Source organism: Pedobacter sp. UYP24 (assembly GCF_054057295.1).
Genome location: NZ_JBSRZD010000001.1, coordinates 762766 through 789076, shown reverse-complemented (window position 1 = coordinate 789076; position 26311 = coordinate 762766). Strand labels below are relative to the sequence as shown.

Genomic DNA, 26311 nt, shown 5'->3' with positions numbered 1-26311 from the left:
CTTTAAAGGATACTAGTTAATGGGAAGATTACCCGTACTGATTGTTTTATCGGTGCTAATACTTGCGTTCGATTATTATTGTTGCAATGCAATTTTAGCTGTATTTAAAACATGGAAACCACGTACCAGAAAAATCTTCACTAAGCTTTGGTGGGGATATTCTATTTTTTTAATTATAGGTGTATTTATTTCAATATTCATTACCATACCTAGTACTTACCTGGGTTTCCGGTCTATTGTACTCGTAGCATTTTTCCTCACTTTAGCTTGCAAGTTTGTATTTCTTCCATTTTTAGTAATAGACGACCTGAGAAGACTATTCATTAAAACTAAAAGAGCGATAAATAAAGAAAGCAATCAAGCACAAAAAGCCACTCAGATTGGCGACCCAATTAGTCGCTCCCAGTTTCTTTTAAAAGCTGGTTTGGTTACTGCTGCAGTACCATTAACTTCATTAACATGGGGCATAGCATCTGGCGCATATGATTACCAGGTGATAAGAAAGACATTAGTTTTACCCAACCTACCTTCAGCGTTTGAAGGCATTAAGCTAGGTCAGATTTCCGATGTGCATTCTGGAAGTTTCTATAACCAAAAAGCTGTAAGGGGTGGTGTAGATTTGCTACTTGCAGAAAAACCTGATCTGATCTTTTTTACAGGGGATTTGGTAAATGACATGGCAACAGAAATGCGGGATTATCAAGACATTTTCAGTAAAGTAAAAGCCCCTCTTGGCGTATATTCTTCTTTGGGAAATCACGATTATGGTGATTATCATTTTGGTAAAGAAAGTTCTCCAGAAAAAGTAAAGAATTTGCAAAATGTGATTAAGACTCATGAATTAATGGGCTGGGACTTGCTGATGAACACGCACAGACGCCTGAAGGTTGATGGTGAAGAGATTGGCATATTAGGTATTGAGAATTGGGGAATGGGAAGATTTCCAAAGTATGGACGAATGGACCTGGCGACAAAAGATACAGATGACCTTCCGGTAAAACTGCTACTATCCCATGACCCCTCTCATTGGCGTGCAGAAGTATTGGAGAAATATCCTCAAATTGATGCCATGTTTAGTGGCCACACGCACGGTATGCAGTTTGGTGTACGTACTAAAGATTTCCAATGGAGTCCGGTACAATATATCTACAAGGAATGGGCAGGATTTTATACCGAGAATAAGCAGCAATTATATGTAAATGTTGGTTACGGTTTTCTGGGATATCCCGGCAGGGTTGGAATATTACCAGAAATAACGATATTTGAATTGAAGCGAGCATAAAAACCGCTTATCGTGGTGTTTAAAAAAATAGGCCTTTCAATACTGGATTTTCTACTGTTTAGCAACCTTTTCATTGCTATATGTGCGGTTGCGCAAGGCATGATTACCTACCACTTGCTTAAAGTACCACCAGATCAGTATGTATTGGCGTTTATCTTCTTTGCCACCATAGGGTTATACAACTTTAGTATGCTGCTGTCGAAACCCAAAAAACCCGAAAATTCTCCATATAAAAGGGTTCGCTGGATATTTTCTCACCACCGGATGATCATCTCCATTACCTTGATTTCCATACTTTGCCTAATTCCCTTGGGTTTATTATACCTGAGTATTGAATCTAAACTTCTAATGGGATTTACCGGTCTAGTGGCTGTTGGATATAACATTCCCTTCTTAAAACTCAATAATCAAAATATCGGCCTGAGGAATATACCCGGAATCAAACTTTTTCTAATTGCAATGGTTTGGGCGGTAAGCTGTGTGCTTTTGCCAATTATGGAATTGCAACACACCAAACTATTGAACATTACACCGTCAGATACCCTATTGTTAGTTTTTAAACGCTTTCTTTTTGTAGCAGCCATAACCATCCCTTTCGATATCAGAGATCTTTTTCAGGACAAGATGTATGCTTTAAAGACTATTCCAGTTATGCTGGGCGAAAAAAAGGCCTACATATTTTGTCAGTTTCTGTTACTCGGCTACTTTCTACTTTTGCTCTTGTTTAGACAGGCAACCTATTCAGATATTGCAGCAGTACTGCTCAACCTGGGCATTACAGGGTGGTTGATCTTCAAATCAAATATAAAAAAAAACGAGTACTACTATTTCCTGTATTTAGACGGCACTATGCTTTTGCAGTGGGTACTACTTGTATTATTTAGTTACCTGGGTTAAAGCGATAACCAATTCCCCTAACGGTTTGCAATAATTGAGGGTTATCAGGGTTTAGCTCTATCTTTTTGCGCAAACGCACGATATGCATATCCAATGTGCGGGTATTTACATCAGAATTATAACCCCATACCACCAGCATCAGCTCGTCGCGGTTAATTACCTTACTTGGATTTCTTAAAAAGTAAAGCAGTATGCGATTCTCCAAAATGGTAAGCTCTATTTTCTTACCGCTTCTGTACAGCGTATGAACATTGGGATGATGTTCCATATCCCCAAAACGATGGATCTCCGATCGGTCATTATTTAAAAGGAATTTAACCTTATTATCAAGCATGGCTACCAGCACATCCATATTAAAAGGTTTAGTAACATAATCAGACACTCCAAAATTGTACGCATCTATTTTATCAATATCTTGCGCTTTTGCAGTCATCATAATAATTAGGTTTTCGAAGCCTTTCTTACGCACTTCCTCACAAACTTCAGCACCTTGCTTACCAGGAAGCATCCAGTCTAATAATACAATATCAGGCTTTTCAGAAATGATTAACTGTACAGCAGCTTCCCCATCTCCCACTTCCAAAACGTCATATCCTTCTGCTTTAAGACGATGGACTACCAAGAATCTTAGATTTTCATCATCTTCTACTAATAATATTTTGATCCCTTTAGACATATCTTTCAGTTTTTTTAAATTTCTACTTATTCTTCGTTATAAGGCAATACAATTTTAAATTCAGTTCCCTTATCAACTTTGCTTTTAACACTAATCTCTCCTTCCATAAAGTTAACGAGTTCCTTGCAAAAAGCCAAGCCAAGTCCTACACTGCCATTCTGATTATATTGATTCTGTATGCGAAAAAACTTCTTAAATATATTGTTAATTTCTGATGACGGAATTCCAATACCCTCATCTGCAAACCGAAGTACGATTTTACCTTTAATCAGCTTTGCACTAATGTGCAATTTTTTTCGCTCTATTGGAGAGTACTTATATGCATTTTCTGCAAGATTATCAAACAAACTACCCAGTAAAACCGGATCAGTAATAAAGGTACTAAAGTCACTCACTTCATAAGTAAAGTTAAAATCTGGGTGCTTTAAACGATGCGAGTCAATGGTACTCTCTATAAAATCAACCACATTTACCAAATCCCTGTTCAGCTCTATTGCTTTATTTTCAATTTGTGTAAACGCAAGCAGTTTATTCATTAAGCCATTCAGCTTATCTGCCTCCTCATCAAGAATCTTACCATACATCTTTTGTTCCTTTTCAGTAAGGGAACTGGCACTTTTAATATTGTTCCCGGCGATTTTAATAACGCTTACCGGAGTCTTAAACTCGTGAGTCAGGTTATTCATAAAATCATATTGAAGCTTAAACATCTTCTGATTAATGTTAAGATTCCTAAAGATCAGGTAGGCAACGAGTACCACAATACTAAAAAACAAAAGTAATCCCAAGGCAATTGGAACAAAATAGCTGAGTACTTCCTTATCTATAAATGCTTGTGAGGATATAAAATAAAGTTTATAATCAGAAAACGGTCCGGGCAGGGTAATCTCAGTAGTTACATAACTTACCCCGGTTTCCAATGGATCGTAAGTAAGCGGTTCTATCCTGATGTGCTCGTAAAGTTTAGGTCGGGAGTTGATGATCTTGATTTTGTATGGATCAAGATGAAAGGAAAGCATGTCTTGCTGGTATACTGGCTGGGAATGCATTTCCTTACGGATCATTCGCTTGTACATCTTCAGATCTTCAATTCGAGGTATGTTCAGATATGTGATTTTATTGGACCTGACATTACTGAAATTACTAAAAAGTTGATCCTGTGTGGGTACCTTATTCGTATCCAGACTCTCAATATAAGTAACCAGTTTAAGTGCGAGCGAATTAAAGTCATCTCCCACAATAAAGTTCCGCGTATTTTCTCTGGAGAAAAGCTCAACAGAATCTATAGGAACCAAAGTACCAAACTGGTATATGTTTTTAGGGCCGAAAGAGAATTTTCCAGTATTTAATCCATCACTTACAGGGGTGTTTCTTACTTCAGAATCATAAAAGATTACCTTGGATACAAAGGGATACTCCATTAGCAAGGTATCGGCAAAATTGGAAGCCGTAGTTGAATCTAGATACCCGTTGTAGTAAGAAACCTCTGGTAACTTTTTCTGGAAGAAATCATTATAAGTTTTAATGCTCCGCTCCAGCACATTTACCTTTTCAGAAACGAACTCATTTTCAATAAATTTGGTGCTAAAACGGTAAGCAAGAAAAAGGGAAAGGGAAAACAAAACCGTCATCAAGGCAATGAATGTGATGATCAATGAAAAATTTTTCCTGTAACCGCTCTTTTTTTCTGCAGGCATGTATTGAAGTTACTTCTTTTTAAGGTTAACTTTCAGAAATTCTTCGAGGGCTGTATATAGTTTTTGTCTTTGTTCTATGTGTTTACCAAAAAAGGAATCTCCATCATTTTCAACATAGGTGACCGAAATATTCCGTTTTTGCAGATTTTTTACGAACTGTATGGTTTCCCCTGAGTTATTATTTGGATCTTTGAGATTTTGAGCAATAAATACTGGAACATTGATCTTATCAACCTGGAATAATGGAGAAGATTGACGCATGCGGTCTACGTCTGTCAGGGGATTACCTACTACCTCATAAAATTTTTGTAAGTTAGGTTTAAGAAAGGGGGGGATAGATTTTAAATAACTGAACAAGTTGATAACGCCGGAGGTAGATGCCGCACAAGCATAGTGAGCATCCTTCGCGTAAAGCGCATTTAAAGCAATATTGCCACCAAAGCCAGTACCGTAAATGGCAATACGTTTTGGATCTGTAATTTTGTGGCTGATCAGCCATTTAACACCGTCATTAATATCACCCTGAATTTTGCATCCCCATTGCTTAAATCCTGCAGCAGAAAACTCTTTGCCATAACCAGTGGAGCCTCTATAGTTAACTTGTAATACCGCATAACCTCTATTCGCCAAGAATTGAACTTCGGGATTATAACCCCAATTATTTCTCGACCCGGGTCCATCATGTGGCAATACCACTACAGGCAGGTTTTCTGCTTTTCTATTTAGTGGAAGTGTTAGATAACCGTGAATGGTAAGGTTGTCCCTGCTGGTATAACTGATGGGCTTCATTTCACACATTTGATCTTCCCTAATGGCAGAATTAAAGTCGCTCAACTTTCTTAGTTTCCCTGTTTCTACTTTGTAAAGATAGAATGAGCCAGGATTTCTATCGGTAAAAGTCCGCACGATGAAAACACTTTCTGCTTTATCCCTATCTATAATTCTAGTCTCTGTTTTTGGCAGCAGCTTATCTAAATCCTTATAAAGCAATGCGGTTGAATCATCCAGAAAGTACTTCTCTTTTTTCCAGGTTTCGTAAACAACAAAAGCCATCTTTTTCTTTTTACGGGAATATTGAGCATCGGTTACATTAATGGAATCATTGCCATACAGCACCTTCACTTCCTTGCCAGTGTTGCAATCAATCTCTACAAGAGCGCTTTTATCTCTACCAACATCGGATATAGCATAGATGATATTCTGACGCTCTTTGGCAAATGCAATAGGCCTAAAGGTCGTTTTAAAATTATTGGTTACTATAGGTTTAAACGGCTCTGCTTCTGTAGCTCGGTATAGGAAAGTCTCGTTAACACCATCACTGCTCGTTGCCAAACGTAATTTACCATCTGCATCCGTAATCCAATTGGTTACAGTACCAGGATTCCTTGCCGCCATTTCCATCTGACCATTACGAACATTTAACCGGTAAACATCAAATACCGTTGAATCCCTCTTATTGGATGATACAAGCAAGTATTTATCATCAATCAGCTGATCTTCCAATATCCTGATTTTACTCTTCTCATTGTTGGTCAACTGCCGCTCACTTCCTCCATTTCTATTGATAATAAAAATATCAGAACGACGGTTTACCGCATCTATTTCTTTATAATAAATGAGTTCATTACTGTTAACCCAGAAATAAAAATATATGTTCTTTCCTTCAAGCTTTGTAATTTTTTGGTGCTGTCCAGTCTTTAGATTCTCTATATAAATATTTTGATCATTACCTTCCAGCATAAGATAAGATAGGTAGTTCCCATCAGGGGAGATATGGTAAGCCATTTTCTCTTGCGCCTTAAAGAAATCCGCTACAGGGATTACCTTAACACCATCCTGCTGACCGCAGGCCAGCAGGAACAAGCTTAAAAAAATGTAAACGTATTTTTTATACACCATAATGTCTTTTCGCAGTTGCAAAGTTAAGTAACCCCCGCAGTAAAAGTTATATTTACCAATATTGTTACTATAAGGCTCTTTTAACACCTTCTAGAAAAATCAAATTAAGTATTTTGAGTAACATCTCATGCTGATGCCGGTAACATTTAAAATACGTTAAGTATTTATCTTGTAGCAATAGCAACCATTTTAGTCCGTAATTTCTTAATTTGGGATACTTAATAAAGGAATAGAAAATGAAGAGCCTGATTATCGCCTTGTTGTTTTGCACCAGCAGTTTTTTGTGTCTTGCGCAAGAGAATATCAATGATGCGCTGGCTTTTCAATATTATCAGCGCGGACAGTACCAGGAAGCAGTAGCGCTGTTAGAAAAGTTATTTTCAAAAACTAAAAGCGACGATTATTTCGACATGTACTTTAATTCTTTGCTGAAGTTAAAGAAATATGAGGACGCAGATAAACTGATTAAAAAGTTAAATAAAGAAAATTCTAAAAACCTGACTTATGGAATTGCCGCCGCAAGACTGCTGCAAGAGAAAGGGCAAGCTGATGCAGCAACAAAAAAATATGCTGAGGTACTAAATAACTTACCTGCTGATGAGTTCCTTATACGTGATGTTGCAAACCGCTTTTACACTTACCAGTCTTATGATCTTGCCATATCTACTTTTTTACAGGGCCGAAAGGTGATGAATAACGATAAGCTTTTTGTTTTTGAATTGCTTAGCGTTTACCGTTTTAAAAAAGACAAGAACATGTTGGTGCAAGAATATGTATCTGCGCTTGCATCCATGCCCGAAATGCTGCAGCAAGCTGAAAGTGTGCTTTCGTCGGTTTTTGAAGAGAAATCAGACTACCTGATCTTGCAATCGGCACTGTTAAAAAAAATTCAAAAAGAACCAGAGGTTGAAGTATATACTAAAATGTTAATCTGGCAGTACTTACAGCAACAGGAGTATGAAATGGCACTCAGGCAACTAATTGCACAGGATAAAAGGATTAGGGATGATGGCTTCCTTTTATTCAACACTGCAAATACATTTTTGGAAAACAAAGCATATACTACCGCCATAAAAGCATTTGAATACATCATGAGCAAAGGCAAAGAACAGCCTTATTTTTTACCGGCTAAAGTGGGAATGATCAACGCAAAATACCAATTGGTTACTACAGGAAAATATGAAAAGCCAGCAATTGTTGAGCTGGCTAATGCATACAATTCAATTGTAGAAGAATATGGCAAAAATCTACGTACCGTATTTGCCCTCAGGAAATGGGCAAATTTACAAGCCTTTTATTTGAACGACCTGAGCAAAGCAGAAAAAGCTTTAGAAACAGCTTTAACTATAAATGGATTACCGGCTTCCGAACTCGGACAAATAAAACTTGATCTGGGTGACATCTATATACTTACCAACCAGCCATGGGAAGCATTCCTGGTCTATGAGCAAGTGGCAAAGCAATTTGAAAACATGGCTATCGGAAACGAAGCTCATTATCGTTCAGCTAAGCTTTCCTTTTACCAGGGTAATTTTGTCTATGCTAAATCACAGGCAGATGTATTAAAAGCATCTACATCTCAGCTCATAGCCAACGATGCACTTAACCTGAGTTTGATGATTTCAGATAACCTGCAATCTACCTTAGATAGTAATGCGCTTAAGATGTACGCCGATGCAGAAATGCTAGACTTTAGGAATCAACCCGCTAAAGCACTAATAAAGCTGGACAGTATCGATATCGTTTATCCCAATAATTCATTAACAGACGACGTACTTATGTTCCGATCCAGGATTTTTATCAAGGCTGGTGATGTTGAAAAAGCAGTCAGTACTTTAAAAACATTAGTAGAAAATTATAGCTCGAGCATCTGGTCAGACGATGGTTTATTTACCTTGGCAGAGCTTTATGAGAAGAGCCTTAAAAACCCGGAACAAGCCAAAGTATTTTATCAGAAACTGATCAACGATCATCCCGGCAGTATGTACACTGCAGAAGCCCGTAAACGCTTCAGAACATTACGTGGTGATAATATTGGTACATAGTTGCTATCTTTGCAAATGCTTTTATACAACGTAACACTAATTATAGAAGATTCAGTAGCCGAAACATGGCTAAACTGGATGCAGGAAGTTCACATTCCAGAGGTGATGGAAACCGGAATGTTTGTTTCTTCCAGACTACTTAAAGTAGTTGATTCTCCAAATGAAGGAGTAACGTACTGCGCACAATATGTTGCAGAAACCATGGACAACTATTTAACTTATCAGGAGCAATTTGCTCCAGCACTTCAGGCTGACCTTAACGAAAAATTTGCGAACCAGTTGGTTGCTTTCCGTACATTAATGGAATATGTAGACTAACTATTGCTTAATCAGGTCGTATAGCTCATCCAATTTTGGTGAAAGTACGATCTCGATTCTGCGGTTTTTGCTCCTTGATTCTGCACTGGTATTTGGACCCAATGGTTGGAATTCCCCTCTTCCTGTAGCCGTCATACGCACACTCTCTACCTTGCTTATTTCAGTTAAGTACCGAACCACAGAAGTAGACCTTAATACACTCAGATCCCAGTTATCCTTAATTTGTCCTAGGTTAGTGATCTTCTGTGAATCCGTGTGACCTTCTACAGCGATATTAATTTCAGGTTGCTGCTTCAATACATCAGCTAGTTGGCTTAACGCTTGTTTACCCTTTTCATCAATAATGATACTGCCAGATGGGAATAACAACTTATCTGTTAGGGAAACATATACTTTACCATTCCTGATCTCTACTGTAAGTCCATTTTTAGTAAAACCAAGAAGTGCCTGCTGTAACTTTTCCTTAAGCAAATTGGTAGCCTCATCTCGTTTCCTTAAAACTTCTTCCACTTCCTTTAAACGTTGCTCACGCTTTTTCAAGTCTGCCGACAGCTTATTAATCTCAGAAGAGCTATTGCTTCGCAATTTGGTATAATTGTTATCCATCTCTGAGTATCTTCCTTTCAGGTCACTCAAAGCAGCACTCATCCCTGTGGTATCTTTTCTTAATCTTGCAATCAGTGTTTCCAGGTTTTCATTTAACAATTGTGATTCATTCCAGCCTTTGTTAAGGGAATCCTGCTTTGACAATAAGGCTTTGTACTTTTTAGGAGAGAGGATTACGCATGAACTGATGGCGCTTGCCAGCATGGCCAGGAATACAAATAAGAAAATATTTTTCATTGATTATAGTTGTGAATTGGTCTAGTTTCTATTGTGCAACAGCATTTCTCAAAAATAGCACAAAAGGTTTAATCCTTTTAAAAGCAGTTTTCAACTTATCCACTATTTTTGGTGATAAAAGCTCAGCATCTGTTATCGGACATATGGCTATGAAGCTTTTTAGCTTTAAAAGATTGATCTGAGGATGATCAATCGCATATCCTTTTGGTGCATTTTTAAGTGTATCTTCCTTACTCAATTGGAAGTGCCCAGCAAAATCTTTTGACTCCAATATTGCAGTAAACGCTGAGGTGTTGTAATCTATCTCTTCTCTTACTTGCTTTAGTACAGTAGCTTCAGGCATCCAAAAGCCTACACCAAAAAAACTCTTACCAGGTTGTATATGCAGGTAATAATCAGGATTAGGAACCCCCTTTGCTTTTACATTAAATGAAATGCCGTAATTATTTTTGTATGGGTCTTTATTCTTGCTAAATCTTACATCTCTGTAAATGCGCATCAGACATTTTTTGGCCGGAGTATCAATAGAAAATTCAGGATCAATGGCAGCCAGTTCAGGAATCAGTTTTTCAATAAGACTCAGCACATCTTCCTTCGCCAATTCGTAACGGTCCTTGTGTGCTGCAAACCACTCCCGGTCGTTGTTTTCAGCCACATCCTTAATAAAGGAAAGTGTTTCTACTTGTATCATACTTTATCGTAATATGGGTTGTATCTTATCTTGGGCGACAGCCAGTGTAAAAGTATCACACGCGAGTATCTATAATTAAATGGCGCCAACAAAAAACATCCCGTAAAAACAACAGTTATATACAACCAAAGGGATTCAAACTCCAAATTACCCCCCGAAAACAAATAAGTTAAGATACCCAGACTAAGCATTTCCAATACATTCATCGCATAACTCACGTACATTGCTGCATAAAAGTAACCTGGCTCTATCTCAAATCGTTGTGTACAATGGCTACAAACAATATTGGTACGCTGGACATTAAACCCATAAATACTTCCGGTAAAAATATCTCCTCTTCTGCATTGTGGGCATTTGCCCTGTACTAAAGCATAAAACTTAGACGTTTTCTGCATAATTTGGTGCTTTTTTCCTGTATTTCATGTACCACAGCATACCTATACCCGAAATTAGTATATAAGGTATAACGAGAAGATAAATGATCCCGGCGTTTAAACCCAGACCTTGTTTATTGCCATTCTTTACACTCTGCTCAGCGCTTACGGCACACATGGCACATTGCGCGCTGGCTAAAGGCGCTACAGTACTTCCTGTTAGGATTAGAAGAAAGAGCACAAAAACAATTTTTTTCATCATTCAGGTATTAGGAGATTGGGAAACACAAAGTTAACTAAAAAGAACTCAGCATAACTTATTGCAATTGCAACAAACCTGTCAATAAGTTAACGCCGCAAATAGGTTAAAAATTGTAATAGGGAGAAATCATCAGGTATACAATAACTCCGGTAACTGCCACATACAACCATATAGGGTAAGCCCAGCGAACAATTTTCCTATGACGCTCAATCTGCATACTAAAGCCCCTTAAAAAACTAATCAGAATTAAGGGAAGCACGACTACTGCAAGCACAATATGAGTAAATAAGATAAACCAGTAGATGTATCTTGTAAACCCTACAGCTGCAGCCTCTGTTCCTGATACAATTCCATTATGGTCTAGGTCTCCAAATTTTGTATCCTTCTCATAAAGGTGAAAAATGATGTAGAAAACAAGGAAAATAGCAGAAAGCACAAAAGTAATCACATTAGTAATTTTATGTGCCTGTATGTTTTTTCTTTTGATGAATATCAGGGAAATAATCAATAGTATCGAACACACTGCATTGATCCCGCCAATAATATGCGGAAACATATAAATAAAGGATGGCACTGGTTGTGGAGGAGGAACAATTTTTAAAGCAATCACAACCAATAACACAAAAACAGTCACACCCCAGATCAGTCTCAGAAAAAATTTATCGTTTTGTATCATAATGAAAATATAGAGCGGTATTACCTGCCGTCGTTAATGTTTCTTAATTCTTCTGCCATAAGAACCTTGATCTCATCATCAAGTTTAGAGAGTGCCTCTTGAGTTGTGGCTTCATAGTAACCTCTTATTCTATGGTGGGTATCCAATAATATAAATAGATTGCTGTACACAAACTTCTTATTTACGCCTAAACCATTTTGATGTGCATCTACCCCAAGTTCTTTATTGATTAAATTAAAGATCTGTGTACTATCGCCTGTCAGCATATCCCATTTTCCTGCAACTGCAGATGACTCCATTGCATATTTGGATATCCTTTCGGGGGTATCTCCTTGAGGGTCTATACTTAGACTGATAAAATTTATTGATTTATTTTTACCAAAAGTTGCATCAAAAGCACGCATTGCTTTATTGGCAAAGGTAATGCCATAAGCCTCACCTCTTGTATTAAACAGGTTTAAGATGAGTAACTTCCCTTTATAGCTTTCAAAACTTACGGTATCATTTGCCTGATTAACCAATTTAAAGTCGGCAACCTGATGATAAATAGTATCTGGAATTTTATCACCTCTTACGGAATGGAAGGTTGCGGCAACTTCCTTTGGTCCGAATATATGCAAAGGCTTATAACGGTTCTTTCCCTTTTCCTGAAGTAAATAATATAAAAATCCTGGTACAGCTAAAATGGCGACCAGGATTAAAATCTTCTTAATGGAAGCACTATTGTTCTTCATTAAACTACTGGCATGTGTAAATTCAGGTAACCGCCTTCAATCATCATCAATACAATAAAGTAGGTGATAAAGAAAAAAGAAAGTCCTAGCGCAAGCTGTAGTCCTACCTTTTCAAACTTAAGGTGCATAAAGTAGGCAACAATATAAAACGCTTTAAAAAGGGTTAAAAAGATGTATATGTAGTTACCAAAATGTTGGGTGATATGACCGCCTGGAATGGCCCAAAGTGCGATAATGAATTCAATAACAGTTATCATCAACAATATGGCAAACACCTGCCAGATCTTACCTTTTGATAAGCCTGCGTGATCTTCGTGTTCGTGTCCTTCTGCTGAATGTGAGTGATTTTCTGACATGATAATATTTTTATAAAAACTAATAATTAAACCAAATAGAAGAATGTAAATACAAACACCCAAACTAAATCCACAAAGTGCCAGTACAAACCAACTTTTTCCACCATCAAGTAATGTCCTCTTTTTTCGAAAGTTCCATTAATAGTCATAATTAAGATAATAATATTGATGATTACTCCCGTGAATACGTGAAATCCGTGAAATCCTGTTATGGTAAAGAAAAGGTTAGCAAATTGTTGTGCTGCTACAAGTGAAACGGGGCCGTTAAAGAATTGCACAAGTTCTTCTGCAGATGGTATTTCTCCCCAACCAAATCCCTCATGGAACAAGTGGCTCCACTCAATAGCCTGACAACCAAGAAACATGATACCTCCGATAATGGTAGCGATCATCCATCCAATAACTTCCTTTTTGGAACGTCTGTGTCCTGCCTCAACAGCAAGTACCATTGTAACCGAACTCATAATCAGGATAAAGGTCATAATACCAACAAATACCAGCGGAGCACCGTGCTCAACTACACCCGGAATTGATTGGAAAACCTTATCTGGTGCTGGCCAGGTAAATTTAGAAAAACGCTGGGCTCCGTAATAGATCAGTAAAGACGAGAAAGTGAATGCATCAGAAACCAGGAAAAACCACATCATGATTTTGCCATATTCCAACGACCAAGGTGAGCGGCCTCCACTCCATGGGGTAGTTTTAACCTGATCTAACTGTGATAGTGAACTCATTTTGTAAATAGTAATAATTTGTTAAAAAATCTAACTGTTCAAAAGTAAAAAAACATACAGATATATCCATAATATATCTATAAAATGCCAAAAAATTGAGGCGATTTCCATACGATAAATGCGTTTTTGCATGGGTACCTCTTTATAAGCACCCATCAGAGCACTAAATACAAGGCAAATGCCTGCAAATATGTGTAAGATATGAAATCCAGATACCACATAAATCAATGAAATTGCTGCATTGTTGTTGCTAAAGAACGCACCTGTCCTAACCATACTTCCCCAGGCATCTATTTGAAGTACACCAAAAACAATTCCTAGAAGGATAGTTATCGACAGAAATAATTTCTGTAAAGAATAGTTTCCACTTCTAAATGCTTTAGTGGCTAAAAAAAGAAAAACGCTGCTCGTTAGTAAAACAACGGTACTATATATAAAAAGCTGCGGCAAAACAATACCATGCCCTTTACCTTTAGAGGCAGAAAAAACAATATAATAACTAGTCCAGCCACCAAACATAATGGTAGAGGAAACTACAAATAGCCAGATAATAAATCTCTTGGCCTTAAATTGAATACCTAATTCTTCTTGTTGAATTGATTGAACCATAATTATTTATTTATAAAATCAAAAAATAAGACCAACTGCACTACAGGTAAATAAAAAAACGAACAAAACATCACTTTTCTGGCGCTGGCCAGATCCATACTCATCCACATCTTAAAGGCCAGCCATGCAAATATCAGCCCTCCTATTACAGAAACTATTGAAATATAATAACCGCCAAAGCCATAGAATGCAGGCAACAAACTAACAGGAATAAGTATCAAAGTACTCAGAAACGTAATGAAAGCACTCGTTTTATCTCTTTTGGTAGTTGGTAGCAATCTAAAACCTGCCTTTTTATAATCGTCATCTAATACCCATGCAATGGCCCAGAAATGAGGGAACTGCCAAACAAACTGTATTAGAAAAAGTATAACTGCAATGTTATCAATCTTTCCATGGGCGGCAACATAACCAATAAGCGGAGGTAATGCACCTGGAATAGCACCAACAAATACAGCAATCGGAGATTTTCTCTTTAATGGAGTGTAGGCAAAAGCATAAAGAAATATGGAGAAAACGGATAGTAATCCAGTTTCTATATTAAGCTTTCCGAGCAACCAGGTTCCGATTATCCCCATAACAAGTCCAGAAACCAGTCCCTGGCCAGTAGTCATATGTCCTGCCGGCATAGGTCTGTCCTTAGTCCTTGCCATCAACTTATCAAGATCTACCTCTATGACTTCGTTAAAACAATTAGCGGCAGATGTTACAAGAAAGCCGCCTGCAATAAGAATCAACCAGTTTAACCAATTAATACCAGGCACAACTCCGTTTACTTCTACTTTTGATCCAATTAAAAAAGTAACAGACGCAGAAAAAACCACCAAAAAGGTTAACCTGAATTTAATGAGCTTTGAAAAATCTGCTAAAAACTGTTTCAATCTTTTCCTTGATTTATATGTTGTTGATAGGTTGTTGTCTTGTAAACCAGAAGGTATAAATAATACTGGAGGCTGAACAAGACAGTCGAAAACAATATATGTAATGCCTGTGCATATGGAGGCAGTGCAAAGTTAGACAATATTAAGCCAGTAGCAATCTGAATTACCAGAACAATTCCAATAGAATTACCTACGATTAAAGCATTAGCTTTACCATTAAACCGCTCCTTAACTGCTCGGTATACCAAAACATTCAGCACCAAAACAACCAGAGCCATATCCCTATGGTAAGACAACACATTGCCAACTCTTGTTAACCAACTGCTCCTCTCCTCATCAACCAGCAGCTTTGATACTGCATCAACTGCTTCTCTTACCTCTGTGCCCAATACAATCTGTATTATACTTACCACGATAGTAATAAATATCAATAGTTTAAGCCAAACAACTTTTGCCATCACGACAGTCGCACTGCGGTCCAGTTGTATGGCAAAATTGTAAGTATAAATCAATATTGCTAAAATGACCAGGGCAAGTAACATATGTACAGTTACAATCCATGCCACCAGGTTTGTTGAGACCACTATAGAACCAAGCCAACCTTGAAATCCCACAACAATAAGGTTTATTACACTGAGTACTATTATTCGTTTCGCACGTTTACTGTAAATGAAAGAGCTTATTGCCAATGCCAGAAGCAGTAATCCTGTAATGGCTCCCATCAATCTGTTAAGGTACTCTGTCCAGGTTTTTGACACATTGAAAATTTCCGGAATTAAAATAGATTGGTCATGCCTAATACTGTCTGCGAGGTCAACCTTACCCATCCTATCCAAAGTTTTGGCGAATCGCTCATTCTTAACAATACGTTCTGCAACATACTTTTCCTTATAATTTGGAGGCAATTGAGAAACCGAAGTAGGCGGAACATATTGGTCAAAACACTTTGGCCAGTCGGGGCAGCCCATGCCAGAACCAGTGCTACGTACAATTCCACCAGCCAAAATCAGCAATAAGGTAACAATTATCGTAATAAGGTTTAGCCTGATAAATCTCTTTTCAGATTTAGGAACCATGTGTTTTCATATTAAAAAAAGGGCATCCGTTGTAAGTATTTACCTACTGCAGATACCCTTTTATGATAAGCTATGTAACTAGTCTAGTTTTGCAATTTTAGCAGCGTCTTCCTGCGCTTCCCATTCACGCTGTATGCGCTCAGACTCTCCGTTTCCTTCAAAGTCATGTGGCATATTAGAACTCATTGTTTGTGAGAATGGAATAGTTTGAGGAATGAAATCTTCCTCAGCTCCAGGCTTGCTATAATCATACGGCCAACGATAAACTGTAGGAATTTCTCCAGGCCAGTTACCATGTAAGCGCTCAACAGGTGTAGTCCATTCCAAAGTATTTGCCTGCCAAGGATTCTGAACAGACTTCTTACCTTTAAATATAGAATAGAAGAAATTGAATAGAAATGCAACTTGTGCAAGCGCTCCCATAATAGCAGACCACGTTACGAATACGTTTACAGTAAGCCATTTTTGCATAAACTCAAACTCTGTAAAAGCATAATAACGACGAGGTACGCCATCAAGACCTAAAAAGTGAAGTGGGAAAAATACAAGATAAGCAGAAGTAAAGGTTAACCAGAAGTGAAGATAACCCAATTTGGCATTCATCATCCTTCCAAACATTTTAGGGAACCAGTGATAAACACCAGCAAGCATACCAAATATAGCAGCCGATCCCATTACAAGGTGGAAGTGGGCAACTACGAAATAAGTATCGTGTAAGTTGATATCTAATGCCGCATTACCTAAAAATATACCGGTCAAACCGCCAGAAATAAAGAATGATACCAATCCGATTGCAAATAACATTGCAGGCGTAAACCTGATGTTACCTCTCCATAGAGTTGCAAGCCAGTTAAAGGTCTTCACCGCTGAAGGTACCGCAATAATTAAGGTCGTAATCATAAATACACCACCCAGTAAAGGATTCATACCTGTGATAAACATATGGTGACCCCACACAATAAAAGAAAGTATAGTAATGCCAATCAACGAGTAAATCATCGCATGATAACCGAAAATTGGTTTTCTTGAGTTCACAGACATGATCTCTGAAGACAATCCCATCGCTGGCATAATTACAATATATACTTCCGGGTGACCTAGGAACCAGAATAAGTGTTGCCACAAAATCGGTGAACCACCCTCGTTTGGAAGAACCTGAGTTCCCATAACGATATCAGAAAGATAAAAACTGGTACCAAAACTACGGTCAAATACCAATAGCACAACACCTGCTACCAATACCGGGAAGGATAAAATACCCAATATCGCTGTCAGGAAGAATGCCCAGATCGTTAAAGGCATTTTCCAAAGGTCCATCCCTTTTGTACGCATGTTAAGTATAGTACTTACATAATTGATACCACCCATTAAAGAGGAAGCAACAAAAAGCACCATACTAATCAACCATAGTGTCATACCCATACCTGAACCTTTAATAGCCGTAGGTAAAGCAGACAATGGCGGATAAATCGTCCATCCCGCACTGGCTGGGCCAGTTTGGATAAAGAATGAGCTCATCATGATCATACATGCTGAGAAGAAGAACCAGTAAGAAAGCATGTTAAGGAATGGCGATGCCATATCTCTTGCCCCCAACTGTAATGGAATTAATAAGTTACTAAAGGTTCCACTTAACCCGGCAGTTAATACAAAGAACACCATAATGGTACCATGTATTGTTACTAAAGCCAGGTAAAAATCAGGTTTGATTCTACCTCCTGCTGCCCACTCTCCTAAAAAAGTTTCAAGAATAGGGAAATTTTTATCAGGCCAGGCCAGTTGGATACGGAACAATATAGATAATCCCATTGCTATAACAGCCATGATAATACCGGTTATCAGGAACTGCTTAGCGATCATTTTATGATCCTGGCTAAAGATGTACTTCGTTAAAAAAGTCTCTTTGTGATGTCCATGATCATCATGGCTATCGTGGTTATGTGTATCGTGTAATGATATAGTTGACATAATGTGCTATTCCAGTATTGTTATTTCTTTAAAGCCAATTGATTATTTGAAACTGCCACAGTAGCTTTTGCTACTGTATCAGCCGGAGCTGCTGCTGCAGGTGCAGGCGCCGCTACGGGCATATTAAATAGCTTTCTTAAATCGTCTGTAACATAAGGAGCTTGTTGCTTAACCCAGGCATTGTACTCTTCCTGTGAAACAATCCTCACTTTCCTTTGCATGTTATAATGTCCTGCTCCACAAATCTTCGCACACAAAATCAAATATTCGAATTTAGGATCATTCAATTTTAATTTCATGTCAGCCGAACTGATAGTAGGGGTGAACTCAAAATAAGAAGTCATACCTGGCACTGTATTCAACTGAACCCGGAAGTGTGGCATATAAAAACTGTGCAGTACATCCTTACTTGTCAGGATCAATCTTACTGGCTTATTGATAGGTAATACCAACTCATCAGCAATCTGATCGTCCATATTATGTCTGTCATTCAAATCAACGCCTAGCGAGTTGGTGCCATTAATCAATTTATAGTTCTTAATCCCAACAATACCATCAGCTCCAGGATAACGGATAGCCCAGGCAAATTGTGATGAAGTAATCTCCACACTCAATGGCTTATTTTTCGGGTCTTCTATCTTGTAAAAAATAGATCTCCAGGTAAGGAATCCCATTAACACCAATACAGTTAGTACTAAAGCAGGAATAATAGTCCATATACGCTCCAACGTATTGTTATGCGGATAATAATAAGCTAATCGCTTACCATTATATTTATAGATATAAGCAAAAGCAAATAAAGCGATGTGCGTACCTATAAAAACTATGGTAGTCAATATCAAGGTGATATTGAACATGCTATCTATCTTTTTCCCATGCTCTGAAGCAGCTTCAGGAAGAATCATATTTCCATGAACTGTATATTCCCAATATACACCATAGAGACCTACAACTAGAAATATCGCAAATAAGGTTCCGTTAACCACATTCCAATTGATACCTTCTGGTTTGTCCTGCGCTTCACGGGTCAATTCATATACTTTTAGCGCCTTTCCAACAATTGCTATGAATAAGCAGAGTGTCAGAAATGCCAGCACGTAAAAAATTGCCGACTTGTAAACCGGACCCATGTCTACAGGTTTCTCAGCGGTAGCTGCAGCAGCCTCCTGTGCAAAAGCAGCTGTACTTGCAAATGCAGATACGATGACCGCTAGTGCCGCTATTGTTTTATTACTTATAAATTTTCTTAAACTCATTTCCTTAAAAGTAGTAACACTGTACTTCTATTATACCATTATTTATTTATGTAACCTGATCACCAATTACAAATGGTGATTTAAACTTTCTTGTAAAAACGGATGGTTCTTTGCAATTAGCGGCTTCTTACTCAAAGCATTTAAGACCGTAAAGGTAAACAATCCTACAAAACCTATTGCAGTTCCAATTTCAATAATACCAAAACCGTTGTGTTCATCAACTGTTCCAGGCATGATCATTTGATAGTAATCAACCCAGTGTCCACAAAGAACAACAATTGAAACCGCCAATAATATATTCTCGTGTCTTTTATTGTCTCTGTCCATCAATAGTAATACAGGAGCCAGGAAGTTAAGTACCAAGTTCAAATACCACAAGAATTCATAATTCTCCCATCTTCTGTAGAAATAAACTGTTTCTTCCGGCATATTCGCATAGTAGATCAGCATAAACTGAGCAAACCATACATAAGTCCAGAAAATAGAGAATCCAAAGATGAATTGTCCTAAATTATGAAGGTGACTGTTATTCACCCAGCTCATGTAACCTGCTTTTCTCAATAGAATGATGATGATTGCAATAGTAGCCAAACTGCTTACCCACATTGCTGCAAAGTTATACCAGCCGAACATCGTCGAGAACCAGTGTGCCTCTAAAGACATTACAGTATCGAAAGCAAAGATAGGAGTAGTAAATCCGTAGATTACCAAAAAGATACAAGAATATTTAAAACTCTTGGTATAAGATTTCAATCCGCCCTCAAGATCCTCATTGTTTGAAAGTTTAGATAACAGTAAAGCGAAGAAGCTATAAACACCCAGAAAGATTACCTGTCTGGCCATAAAGAAAGGCACGTTAAGGAAAGCAGACTTTCCATCAATCAGACTGTCGTAATTTGCATCTCCTTTAACCGTTAATCCTGGAGCATTCCAATGGTGATATAAGTTATGTGTATATAAACCTGCTCCAATTACCGCTAGTAAAATTACTACTGCTATCGGAAGTGTTTTTGCCATAGCCTGTGGTACACGAAGTATAGAGGCAGACCAGCCGGCTTGTGCTACAAATTGTACCGCTAGAAAGAATGCGCCAGACATGCAAACGCAAGCGAAATAATAAGCCATCAGCAACAGGTTTGCAAAAGTACGCTCATGAAGCGCTTCTGCAGAAAAGCCATAAACTATAGCAATGATACCGATAACGATACCGACAATGCTTAAAGTTTTTGCTTTACCTGTAAACTCAAACTGCTCAGTTAAATTATAATTATGAGTTCCCATTTATTTCTTCTTTACTATTTTCCTTTTTGTAATTGTTGTACATACATCACCACTTTCCATCTTTCCTCAGGACTTAGCTGAGAGGCATAAGATCCCATCATGTTCAAACCGTATTTAATGGTATGATAGATTTTACCAGCAGTTAAGTCAACCATTCTGCCTCCTCTTGAAGAAGTTTTCTCCGGATCAATGAAGGAAGGAACACCAGAAAACTTCTCAATTTTAACAAGATGGCCTTGTCCGTTTCCTAGTTCTCCATGGCATGGACCGCACATTACTACAAATAAATGTTGTCCTTCCAATAAGTTCTTTTCAGTTACCGGCAATCCATTAACCAGGCTAACACCAGCAGCTTCATAACCCTCTTTATTGTTTGGATAAGTATCCGTTTCAATAAAGCCTACCGGAGATGTATTTGCCGGAGGAGTTTGTGCAGTTTGTCCGTTTGCGAAGTTTTTATTTGCCTGATCAGGATTATAAGCAATCGGATCATACATGTTCCTTGCGTATTCTAAACCTGTACTTTGCTTATCCCTGCATGCTGAAAATACTACAGCACCAGCAAGTATACAAAATGAGGCTAAAACTACTTTATTCTTATTCATAGCTAACATACTTCCTTTCATTGTACTTCACTTCTAAAGCACCTGCATCTTTTAATAAACCATCAATTAATGTATGCTCCGCATTTTGTTGCGCATCGATAGCTATAATAAACCTGTCGTCAGTTGCCCTAAGGTCCATCACTCTTGGAGCTCTTCCTGGAAACAAATGTGTAGAGGCGTAATAAGCACCAACCAAACTGAAAGCTGTAAACAAGATCGTTAACTCGAACATAATTGGAATAAAATCGGGAAGTGCCAAAGCAGGCTTACCACCAATATTATGTCTCCAGTCTACTACCGATGTTAAATAGATCAATGAAAATGCTGTTGCAGTTCCGGAAATACCGCAAAAGAATGCGAGTATATCTAACCTTGATCTTTTAACGCCTAACTTAGCTTCGATTCCGTGAATAGGCATTGGTGTATAAACATCATGAATCGCAATGTTATTTTCCTTTAACTTATCGATGCCATGCATCATTTCGTCAGGATCACCAAAACTGCCTAAAATATATTTGATATTACTCATTGTTATATTTTTGCGTATTGTTCTTGTTTAACACTATCAAACTTTTCTAAAGATTCTACGTATTCTGTAACGTATTCCTTATCCAAATGACCTTCTTTAATTTGTTCCAGCTTCGCTTGCTCACTTGCACTCTTCAGTAGTAACTTTACCTCTGCAATAGCAATGGAAGGTAGCACCCTTAAAAACAGGAGGAATAAGGTAAAGAATACACCGATAGATCCTACAAAGACACTCACTTCTATCCAGGTAGGATAGAACATTGCCCAACTTGAAGGAAGATAATCACGGTGTAATGAGGTAACGATAATTACGAAACGCTCAAACCACATACCGATATTCACTACAATTGATAAAATCCAGGTAGCAGGTATACTCGTTCTAATCTTCTTGAACCAAAACAACTGTGGAGAAACTACGTTACAGGTCATCATCATCCAGTAAGCCCACCAGTATGGTCCGGTTGATCTATTAATAAATGCGTATTGTTCATACTCAGATCCTGAATACCAGGCAATGAAGAATTCAGTCAAGTAAGCCACACCCACAATAGATCCAGTTAAAATGATGATCTTATTCATCGATTCTATGTGGAACATGGTGATATAATTTTCCAGACCCAATACTTTACGTGCAACCAATAATAACGTTAATACCATTGCAAATCCTGAGAAGATCGCACCAGCCACAAAGTATGGAGGGAAGATGGTGGTATGCCATCCCGGAATAACCGAAGTTGCAAAGTCCATTGATACAATCGTATGTACCGAAAGTACAAGTGGAGTAGAGATACCAGCAAGTACCAGAGACACAGCCTCAAAACGTTGCCAGGTCTTAACATTACCAGACCATCCAAAAGAGAAGATCGAATAAATTCTGCGTCTCATGCCAGTAGCACGGTCGCGGATGGTAGCAATATCAGGTAATAAACCTGTATACCAGAATAACAATGATACCGAGAAGTAAGTAGAGATGGCAAACATATCCCAAACAAGAGGAGAGTTAAAGTTTACCCAAAGTGATCCAAATTGATTTGGAAGTGGCAATACCCAGTAAGCTAACCATGGGCGACCCATGTGTGATACTACATATGTTGCTGCACAGATTACAGCAAAGATGGTCATTGCCTCTGCAGAACGGTTAATGGAGTTCCTCCAGTTCTGTCTAAAAAGTAGCAAAACCGCAGAAATAAGTGTTCCCGCATGTCCTATACCTACCCACCAAACGAATCCGGTAATGTCCCACGCCCATCCAACTGTTTTGTTTAAACCCCATGATCCGATACCAAACCAAAAGGTATAACTCACGGCAAATACCCAAAGTGATGCACCGCAAACTGAAAGTATAAATCCAATCCACCATGCCTTATTGGGCTTGTTCTCAACCGGCATTAGAATATCATTCGTAATCTTAGCATACGTGATATCATTACCCGTGATTAATGGCTCTCTTAATATTGATTCCTTATGTCCTGACATAATTTATATTTTCTTTAATATCAGCTTACGCTTGTACTGTTGTGTCTGTATTTCTAATTTTTGTCATATAACCTACACCCGGTTGTACGTTGATCTCTTCCAATACGTAGTAGATACGCTCACTACGCAATGCTTTAGAAACTTCCGAGTTAGGATCATTACCGTCTCCAAATATGATCGCATTTGCAGAGCAAGCTTCCTGACAAGCCATTTTGATATCACCATCTTTTAATGGACGTTTCTCAATTTTAGCTTTTAATTTACCGCCCTGAATACGTTGGATACACATAGAGCATTTTTCCATAACACCTCTGGAACGTGTAGTTACATCAGGGTTAAGCACCAACTGCGTAAATTCATTGTTCAGGTAATTATCAAAACGGGAATCATTCCAGTAATTGAACCAGTTAAAGCGACGAACTTTGTACGGACAATTATTTGCACAGTAACGTGTACCTACGCAACGGTTATAAGCCATGTGGTTTAATCCGTCTGATGAGTGTGTTGTTGCCAATACCGGACAAACTGTTTCACAAGGTGCATGGTCACAATGCTGACAAAGCATTGGTTGATGCACTACGGAAACATTATCCATATTATCTAAATGGGCAATTTCTTTCTCTCTTGTTACTGCATTAATGCCTGTACCATGTTCTCCATGCTCACCTTCAGCACCATGGGCATCAGCCTCTACGTTATAGCTGTAATAACGATCGATACGAATCCAGTGCATCTCTCTGCGTCTGCGAACTTCATCCTTACCTACAACAGGGATGTTGTTTTCTACGTTACACGCAACAATACAAGAACCGCAACCCGTACAAGCATTCAAATCGATTGCCATTACCCAGTTGTTACCTGGCTTCTCATATTTATCCCACAAATCGTAAGATTTATGTTTTGCATGCTCATTACCTGAACCTGCAGCAGGATTCTTTTTGTATTCAGCAAAAGTTGCTTCGCGAATGATATTTCTGCCTTCAAAAGAGTGGTGCGTTTGTGTTTGCGCCAGTTCTTCTTTACCACCAGTCGCCGTTAAGCTAACCGTAGTTGCATATTTATAAGTACCATTGGTAAAGCTTACAAATGGATAAGCATTTTTACCCACGTTATCTCCTGCTTTTCCCACCTTTGTACGTCCGTATCCAAGTGCAATAGATGCAGTACCTTGTGCCTGTCCTGGTTGTATCAATACAGGAAGGTCAATAGTATAGCCTTTAGCATCCCTTATAGAAACGATATCAAATTCTTTGTATCCTAATTTTTCAGCAAACTTTGGAGCCAATGCAATGTAATTGTCCCAGGTAACTTTAGATACCGGATCAGGAAGCTCCTGAAGGAACGCATTGTTTGCATGTTTACCATCGCGCATCGACATACTTTGATAAACCTGAAGCTCAATCTGACCTTCTTTAGCCAATGCTTTGCTGTTGTTAATGATAGAAGGTATCACTGCAGCAAGCGATAAACCAAAAGTATAAGTACCCGCTGCTTTAGGAACACCTGCAAATACACCGGTCTGTAAAACGTCAACCCAGGTCTTTCCTAATACAGGAAGTATTTTAGATTCCCAGTTGTTACGTACATATTGGTAATACTCTTTAACTGGAGCGTTAGCCCAGTTTAACAAACTTTCTTCTGCCTGGCGAGAATTAAATACTGGGTTGATGGTTGGCTGTACGATGGAGTAATTTCCTTCGTAAGCACTTGCATCACCCCAAGATTCCAGGTAGTTGTGATTTATAGCAACAACATCACATAAAGTAGATGTTTCATCTTTTCTGTCTGAGAAAGAAATCTTCAGTCCTACTTTAGCAAGACCATCAGTAAATGCTTTCGTATTGGCAACATCATATCCAGGGTTACTGTCAAGGAAAAGAACTGCAGCAACTTCGCCCCTGTTCATCTCATTGATTAACTCTGCAAATTCAGCATCGTTACCTGAGTAACGTTTGTTAGGATTGTCAAGATCTATTGTAGTTCCGTAGCTTCCTATAGCGGAGTTGATTGCATTTACCAGAATTTGGGTAGACACATCATTTGATCCGCAAACCACCAATGATTTCCCCTTATTTTGTAGAAGTTCTTTAGCAACTAATTTAAGTGCCTTATCAGCAGTTACATTAGACGGTAATGATCCACCAGCTAAACCAGCACCGGTAATCGCATTATATAAGGTAATTAATGCTGGTCCTTCTTCAGAAAGTTTAATTGGAACTCGTGTATCAGCATTTGTACCCGTTAAGCTCATCCCTGCTTCAAACTGGAAATGACGAGACATTTTACCGCTTTTCAACGAGGTATAGTCGCGGTTAGATACATACTGTGAGGTAAATTCCTCGCCGCTAATCCAGGTACCTAAAAAATCGGCACCAAAACTCACCACTAAATCAGCTTTGTCGAAATTATATTTAGGAACTACTGATTTACCGAAACTATTTTCATTTGCTTTAATGATACCGGTATAAGATATGGCATCATATTGTACATGTTTAGTTGCAGGGTATGCAGCAGTAAAATCGGCAACAACAGCAATTGTAGAAGGACTATTAACGGTTGATGAAACAATTCTTATTTTTTTACCGGAAGCTTGTGCCTTGGTCAATTCTGCCTTAACGAATTTATCTATTGCAGCCCAGTTGCTATCAGACAAGGTACCTGCAGTATCCTTTAATAAAGGACTCTTAAGTTTAGACACATCATACAGGTCAAGCACGGAAGCCTGAGCTTGCGCATCAGTACCACGGTTAAAAGCACCTGCATTAGGATTCGGTTCAATTTTAATTGGCCTACCCTCTCTGGTCTTAACCAGCACACTCTGACCATTAAAACTTGATACGTAGTAGTTAGGTATCCCCGGAACTACTTCCTCAGGCTTTATCAGGTAAGGGATAGATTTATGAACAGGGGCACTTTGACACGCCGCCAGTGTTACTGCACCTAAACCAAAGCCTAAAGCTTTCAAAAAGTCGCGGCGCGGAGTAACTGTACTTAATCCTGCTTCATTTAAAACATCTTCTATTGGAAGGGGCTCGGCAAATTCGTTTTTGTTATTCTCAACAAAATCGGGAGTATTTTTGTACTCTTCCAGGCCTTTCCAGTATCTTTTATTGCTTTCCATTTAAGCTCTATTACTGTTTATCGAAC

At 38.3% G+C, this 26311-nt stretch carries 25 protein-coding genes; 4 read left to right on the top strand and 21 right to left on the bottom strand.

The window, feature by feature from the left end; translation table 11 throughout:
• The first annotated feature begins 19 nt into the window (after positions 1-19).
• Positions 20-1282, top strand: a complete 1263-nt coding sequence (locus ACVWYN_RS03550) for a metallophosphoesterase (protein ID WP_457287446.1) — start codon at positions 20-22, stop codon at positions 1280-1282.
• A gap of 12 nt (positions 1283-1294) precedes the next feature.
• Complete coding sequence (locus ACVWYN_RS03545) at positions 1295-2179, top strand: hypothetical protein (RefSeq protein WP_457287445.1); 885 nt, start codon at positions 1295-1297, stop codon at positions 2177-2179.
• Here the strand turns inward: ACVWYN_RS03545 and ACVWYN_RS03540 are convergent.
• The 3 genes from ACVWYN_RS03540 to ACVWYN_RS03530 are packed head-to-tail and all read right to left on the bottom strand — an operon-like array spanning position 2163 to position 6472.
• Complete coding sequence (locus ACVWYN_RS03540) at positions 2163-2855, bottom strand: response regulator transcription factor (protein WP_457287444.1); 693 nt, start codon at positions 2853-2855, stop codon at positions 2163-2165. The two genes, ACVWYN_RS03545 and ACVWYN_RS03540, sit on opposite strands and share 17 nt — an antisense overlap.
• Before the next feature lie 26 nt (positions 2856-2881).
• Positions 2882-4552 carry a sensor histidine kinase gene (locus ACVWYN_RS03535; protein WP_457287443.1) on the bottom strand — a complete coding sequence of 557 codons (1671 nt, stop codon included), beginning with the start codon at positions 4550-4552 and terminating at the stop codon, positions 2882-2884.
• 9 nt (positions 4553-4561) lie between these two features.
• On the bottom strand, positions 4562-6472 hold the full coding sequence (locus tag ACVWYN_RS03530; RefSeq protein ID WP_457287442.1) for a S9 family peptidase: 1911 nt from the start codon (positions 6470-6472) through the stop codon (positions 4562-4564).
• Positions 6473-6687: 215 nt separating this feature from the next.
• Here ACVWYN_RS03530 and ACVWYN_RS03525 point away from each other — a divergent pair, with 215 nt between their 5' ends.
• Together ACVWYN_RS03525 and ACVWYN_RS03520 are read left to right on the top strand one after the other, a co-directional pair.
• Entirely contained in the window at positions 6688-8496 is a 1809-nt protein-coding gene (locus ACVWYN_RS03525; protein WP_457287441.1) for a tetratricopeptide repeat protein, read from the top strand.
• A 15-nt stretch (positions 8497-8511) separates the two neighbouring features.
• A complete protein-coding gene (locus ACVWYN_RS03520; RefSeq protein WP_457287440.1) occupies positions 8512-8814 on the top strand; it encodes a DUF4286 family protein in 303 nt (100 codons plus the stop codon).
• Here the strand turns inward: ACVWYN_RS03520 and ACVWYN_RS03515 are convergent, their stop codons facing one another.
• From ACVWYN_RS03515 to ACVWYN_RS03430, 18 genes are all read right to left on the bottom strand, one after another.
• Positions 8815-9657, bottom strand: coding sequence for an OmpA/MotB family protein (locus ACVWYN_RS03515; RefSeq protein ID WP_457287439.1), 843 nt, complete (start codon positions 9655-9657; stop codon positions 8815-8817). It abuts the gene before it with no gap.
• A gap of 28 nt (positions 9658-9685) precedes the next feature.
• Positions 9686-10348: a DUF2461 domain-containing protein gene (locus ACVWYN_RS03510; protein WP_457287438.1), complete on the bottom strand. Its 663-nt coding sequence runs from the start codon at positions 10346-10348 to the stop codon at positions 9686-9688.
• On the bottom strand, positions 10345-10743 hold the full coding sequence (locus ACVWYN_RS03505) for a DUF983 domain-containing protein (RefSeq protein WP_457287437.1): 399 nt from the start codon (positions 10741-10743) through the stop codon (positions 10345-10347). Before ACVWYN_RS03505 ends, ACVWYN_RS03510 begins: the two co-directional genes overlap by 4 nt.
• A complete protein-coding gene (locus ACVWYN_RS03500; RefSeq protein ID WP_457287436.1) occupies positions 10727-10984 on the bottom strand; it encodes a hypothetical protein in 258 nt (85 codons plus the stop codon). The genes ACVWYN_RS03505 and ACVWYN_RS03500 overlap by 17 nt, the downstream gene beginning before the upstream one ends.
• 103 nt (positions 10985-11087) lie before the next feature.
• Positions 11088-11660 carry a DUF420 domain-containing protein gene (locus tag ACVWYN_RS03495; RefSeq protein WP_457287435.1) on the bottom strand — a complete coding sequence of 191 codons (573 nt, stop codon included), beginning with the start codon at positions 11658-11660 and terminating at the stop codon, positions 11088-11090.
• A 20-nt stretch (positions 11661-11680) separates the two neighbouring features.
• Positions 11681-12394, bottom strand: coding sequence for an SCO family protein (locus ACVWYN_RS03490; RefSeq protein WP_457287434.1), 714 nt, complete (start codon positions 12392-12394; stop codon positions 11681-11683).
• Positions 12394-12750 carry a cytochrome C oxidase subunit IV family protein gene (locus ACVWYN_RS03485; RefSeq protein WP_457287433.1) on the bottom strand — a complete coding sequence of 119 codons (357 nt, stop codon included), beginning with the start codon at positions 12748-12750 and terminating at the stop codon, positions 12394-12396. Before ACVWYN_RS03485 ends, ACVWYN_RS03490 begins: the two co-directional genes overlap by 1 nt.
• A 26-nt stretch (positions 12751-12776) precedes the next feature.
• Positions 12777-13484 (bottom strand): cytochrome c oxidase subunit 3, encoded by a 708-nt coding sequence (locus ACVWYN_RS03480; RefSeq protein WP_457287432.1) that lies wholly within the window; start codon positions 13482-13484, stop codon positions 12777-12779.
• Between the two features lie 30 nt (positions 13485-13514).
• Positions 13515-14093, bottom strand: coding sequence for a cytochrome c oxidase subunit 3 (locus ACVWYN_RS03475; RefSeq protein ID WP_457287431.1), 579 nt, complete (start codon positions 14091-14093; stop codon positions 13515-13517).
• Between the two features lie 2 nt (positions 14094-14095).
• Positions 14096-14974, bottom strand: a complete 879-nt coding sequence (cyoE, locus tag ACVWYN_RS03470) for a heme o synthase (protein WP_457287430.1) — start codon at positions 14972-14974, stop codon at positions 14096-14098.
• Positions 14971-16050 (bottom strand): COX15/CtaA family protein, encoded by a 1080-nt coding sequence (locus ACVWYN_RS03465; RefSeq protein WP_457287429.1) that lies wholly within the window; start codon positions 16048-16050, stop codon positions 14971-14973. The genes cyoE and ACVWYN_RS03465 overlap by 4 nt, the downstream gene beginning before the upstream one ends.
• Positions 16051-16128: 78 nt before the next feature.
• Positions 16129-18018: a cytochrome c oxidase subunit I gene (locus ACVWYN_RS03460; RefSeq protein ID WP_457287428.1), complete on the bottom strand. Its 1890-nt coding sequence runs from the start codon at positions 18016-18018 to the stop codon at positions 16129-16131.
• A 20-nt stretch (positions 18019-18038) separates the two neighbouring features.
• Positions 18039-19274, bottom strand: a complete 1236-nt coding sequence (locus ACVWYN_RS03455; RefSeq protein WP_457287427.1) for a cytochrome c oxidase subunit II — start codon at positions 19272-19274, stop codon at positions 18039-18041.
• 66 nt (positions 19275-19340) lie between these two features.
• A complete protein-coding gene (locus tag ACVWYN_RS03450; RefSeq protein WP_457287426.1) occupies positions 19341-20555 on the bottom strand; it encodes a quinol:cytochrome C oxidoreductase in 1215 nt (404 codons plus the stop codon).
• A 14-nt stretch (positions 20556-20569) separates the two neighbouring features.
• Entirely contained in the window at positions 20570-21160 is a 591-nt protein-coding gene (locus ACVWYN_RS03445; protein ID WP_457287425.1) for a c-type cytochrome, read from the bottom strand.
• The gene (locus tag ACVWYN_RS03440) at positions 21153-21689 is read right to left on the bottom strand and encodes a DUF3341 domain-containing protein (protein ID WP_457287424.1); all 537 of its coding nucleotides are present in this window, start codon (positions 21687-21689) and stop codon (positions 21153-21155) included. Before ACVWYN_RS03440 ends, ACVWYN_RS03445 begins: the two co-directional genes overlap by 8 nt.
• Before the next feature lie 2 nt (positions 21690-21691).
• Entirely contained in the window at positions 21692-23164 is a 1473-nt protein-coding gene (gene nrfD / locus ACVWYN_RS03435; protein ID WP_457287423.1) for an NrfD/PsrC family molybdoenzyme membrane anchor subunit, read from the bottom strand.
• Between the two features lie 25 nt (positions 23165-23189).
• On the bottom strand, positions 23190-26285 hold the full coding sequence (locus ACVWYN_RS03430; RefSeq protein ID WP_457287422.1) for a TAT-variant-translocated molybdopterin oxidoreductase: 3096 nt from the start codon (positions 26283-26285) through the stop codon (positions 23190-23192).
• Positions 26286-26311: the final 26 nt, after the last annotated feature.